Source organism: Mesorhizobium sp. M7A.F.Ca.AU.002.02.1.1, assembly GCF_003998535.1.
Classification (GTDB): Bacteria; Pseudomonadota; Alphaproteobacteria; order Rhizobiales; family Rhizobiaceae; genus Mesorhizobium; species Mesorhizobium ciceri.
This window is the reverse complement of the sequence record NZ_RZPB01000620.1, coordinates 1-3,573: the sequence shown is the minus strand read 5'-3', so window position 1 is coordinate 3,573 and position 3,573 is coordinate 1. Positions and strand designations below refer to the sequence as shown.

Below are 3,573 nucleotides of genomic sequence, written 5' to 3'. Positions count from 1 at the left end.
GGGTTGGAGAGATAGACCAGCGGGGCCTTGTCCCTGTGCACCGCCGCCAGCAGGCCATCCAGGCTTTCCCGGTCGTTCTCGTAAGGGACCGTCACCAGTCGTCCGCCGACACCGGCGATGTGGAAGTTGAAGGTCGGATAAGCGCCGAGCGAGGTGACCACAGCATCGCCGGGCGCCACATACATGCGTGCCACCAGGGCGAGCAGGCCATCTATGCCTTCGCCGACAACGACGTTCTCTGCTTTTACGCCGTGATGCGCGGCTACCGCCACCTTCAGATCGTGATTGTCGGGATCGCAATACATCCACATGTCGCCGGCGATCTCGGCCATGCGGGCGATGACGCGCGGCGAGGGACCAAAGCTGCTCTCATTGGCGCCGATGCGGGCGCGAAAAGCGCGGCCACGCTCGCGCTCCTGCGCTTCGGGGCCGACAAACGGCACCGTCGAGGGAAGCGCTGCGATGAGCGGCATGAGGGGAGGGCGCTGATGCATGGTGGAAGCTCGCTTGAAAGGGCCTTCTTGCTAGCGCGCCGGATGGGTCGGTGCAAGTTGCCGCTGGGCAGATCCGTAACGCTGGATTCTTTCGGCCGCTTTTGCTAGCGAGACGTGATGAACAACCGTCTGCCGCCTGCCTGGTCAAAGCACCTCAAGGTCCAAACCGGGCCGAAACCCAAATTCCCGCAGCCAAATCTGCGCAACGCAAATTCGCTTTCGCCTGCGCAGGCAGACGATGCGTTGCTGGAGCAGGCGTATCAGTTTCAGCAGGCCAAGCGGCTTAACGAGGCTCAGGACCTATGCCTTCGGGTGCTGGCGCGCACGCCTAACCATCCGCTCGCCCTGTATATTTTGGGGACCGTGTGCCTGGGCTACGACGATGAGGCGGCCTTGCGATATTTCGCACGAGCGATCGGCGAGGAACCAAAAAACCCCTACTACCACCTTGGTTTGGCTTCGGCCTATGTGAAGGTCAGTGAATATTCACCGGCAATCGAGCATATGCAGTATGCCTTGGAGTTGCAGCCAGGTCTCATCGAAGCGCTTTGTGCATTGGGGGACGCTTATATCCAGTTTGATAAACCCGACATGGCTTTGCCGCTCTATGAGAAGGCGCTGAAGATCAACCGCGATCATCCCAAAGTGCGGATAGGACTGGCCAGCGCGCTCAGCAGCCTGGGGCGCATGGACGAGGCCGCCGCCTTTCTTAAAGAAGCAATCGAACGTCGCATCGCAATGCCGACTGCCTACAACGACCTTGTACAGACGCAAAAGTTCACCGAAGAGCCAAAGGAACTACAATCCATCGTTGGTGAACTCGGCAATCCCAAGCTTGATCTGGACGGCGTAGAGAAGCTCCATCTGGCGGCCGGCAAGGTGCTGAACGACCTCAAGCGCTATAAGGATGCATTCGGCCATTTCAACAAGGCCAAACAGGCCTCGGGCCGCTACTTCGATATCGACCAATACCGTCGGTGGGTAGATTCACTGATTGAGACCTTCACGCCTGAGATGCTGGCTGCCAGGTCGGGTTACGGAAATCCTTCGGAAGTTCCTGTGTTCGTGGTCGGCATGCCGCGCTCGGGAACGACACTCACGGAACAAATTTGCGCAAGTCATCCCGATGTCCATGGCGCAGGGGAACTAAGCAAACTCAGAAGAGTCGCGAATGCGATCGACCTCAGAAAGTCATCGGCCGGGAGGCTAAACCATGCGATGGCGTCGATCACAGAACACCTGTCCGGAACACTGGCCGAAGAGCACCTGACCTATCTGAGGGAGCGAGCGCCTGCCGCGCTTCGGATCGTGGATAAGATGCCTCATAATTTTGAGCTGATCGGTCTTATCGCCGTTCTCTTTCCCAACGCGCGAATCATTCATTGCCGTCGTGACGCCATCGACAATTGCGTCTCTTGTTTTGTCCAGAAATTCGGCGAGGGGCACAGCTACAACACCGACCTGAAGACACTCGGCCTGTACTATCGAGAATATGACCGCCTGATGCAGCATTGGAACGAGGTTTTCCCGAACCTGATCTTCGAAAATCAGTACGAGACGCTGGTCGACGATCAGGAAGCGCAGTCACGCCGCCTCATCGATTACCTTGGGCTGCCCTGGGATGACGCCTGCCTGCGCTTTTTCGACAGGGATGGTTCGGTCAACACACCCAGTCGCTGGCAGGTTCGCCAACCGATCTACAAATCGTCGGTCAAGCGCTGGAAGAATTATGAAGGCGAGATCCAGCCACTCATCGATGCTTTGGGCGACTTGGCGGACACGTAACTCAGACCAGTCCTGCGTTCCGCTCATGCGCGCACGTCTCCTCGATTTGGTTGGCACTGCTGAGAAATAGAGCTGAAGAAGCTTACGGATGCGCGTGATTCCGCACCCGATGATCCCAACACAATCGCTCGGTTGGTCAATTGATTCTGCTGGTCGACACGCTCGAAGTGCTTGGCGCGAAAACTCACGCACTGCCGGACTGCCGGAGCTGCCGGGGCTCGGCTTCGTCGGCTGGCTATTGTCGCTCGCAAACCTTCAAGAAGTGCAGGGGCTCGGTCTCGGGGCGGCTCAACTGCATTTGACGAGTCTCTCGGAACCCGGCGTAAAAAACCCGGCGGTTGCCCGCCGGGTTTTCGATTTCGACAAGTCGAAATATATTAGAACGAGCGCTGGAAGCGGAGGAGGCCGCCGATGCTGTTCTTCTTGTCGGCCGGTGTGAACGATGGGTTAACATAGTTGACATCGCCAAATCGGCCTGCATGGAGGTAGTCGACTTCGGCCGTGACCGTGAAGCCCGGCACAACGTCGTAAGCGATGTTCGCGGCAACGCCGACGTTCTTCCAATCGTCAGCAGACACCTGAGCGTTGAACGAGGTTTTTTCGTTGAACTTGTAGGTGCCACCGCCCCACACTGCCCAATTGCCACCCCACATCTTGTAGAAGCCGCGACCGTTGGCGTCGACATGATTGCTGAGGTTATCGTTGAGATTGTCGTCCGAACCGTAGCCGCCCATGATGAACAGCGAGAGTTCGTTGGAGACGTTCACATCCAGGCGAACCTTGCCGGCCACTTCTTCGTAATTGCTGTCATAGGCGACGACACCGGTGATGGCGCCCCAGCCCTGCGTGTACTTCACGCCGCCGACGACATGCGGAACATAGCTGTCGATCGTGTCATTGGCGTTACCTTCTTCCAGCGAGACCACTGCCGAGAAGCCGTTGCCGGCGTCGAAGTAGTACTGGACGACGTTGGTGTCGAAATCGCCGTAGGGAACGAGCGTGTCGTTGATGACGTTGCCGGCGTAGCCGACGAACGTATCGAAGGCCGATTCGTCCTTACCGACGCGCAGGCCGCCGAGCTGGATCCAGGCGAAGTTCAGCGAGACGTCCCGGTTGTGGGCGGCGTTGACGTCCTCGAAGGCGTTGTCGTCGCCGAAGTTGAAGCGGGTCTCGGTGTAGGTCTTCAAGGTGCCGAGTTCGGTTTCCTGGCCTGTCCAGGTCTTCAGCGTGAAGCGGGTATTCTTCAGCCAGGTATTGTGGTCATCACCATCCTGGTGATCCGCGGCTTTTGCAC

General features: G+C 58.2%; 3 protein-coding genes. 1 reads left to right on the top strand and 2 read right to left on the bottom strand.

All coding sequences use genetic code 11. The annotated features are described in order from the left end of the window. Window positions 1–494, bottom strand: a 494-nt coding sequence (locus EN879_RS28010) for an aminotransferase class I/II-fold pyridoxal phosphate-dependent enzyme (protein WP_127274384.1), incomplete at its 3' end; no start/stop codon positions are given. 117 nt (window positions 495–611) lie between these two features. Between EN879_RS28010 and EN879_RS28005 the strand changes: the two genes are divergently transcribed. Further along, the gene (locus tag EN879_RS28005; protein WP_013532602.1) at window positions 612–2,279 is read left to right on the top strand and encodes a sulfotransferase; all 1,668 of its coding nucleotides are present in this window, start codon (window positions 612–614) and stop codon (window positions 2,277–2,279) included. Between the two features lie 377 nt (window positions 2,280–2,656). On the opposite strand, the gene EN879_RS28000 is transcribed toward EN879_RS28005, so the two are convergent. Then, window positions 2,657–3,573, bottom strand: a 917-nt coding sequence (locus EN879_RS28000) for a porin (RefSeq protein ID WP_245493875.1), incomplete at its 5' end; no start/stop codon positions are given.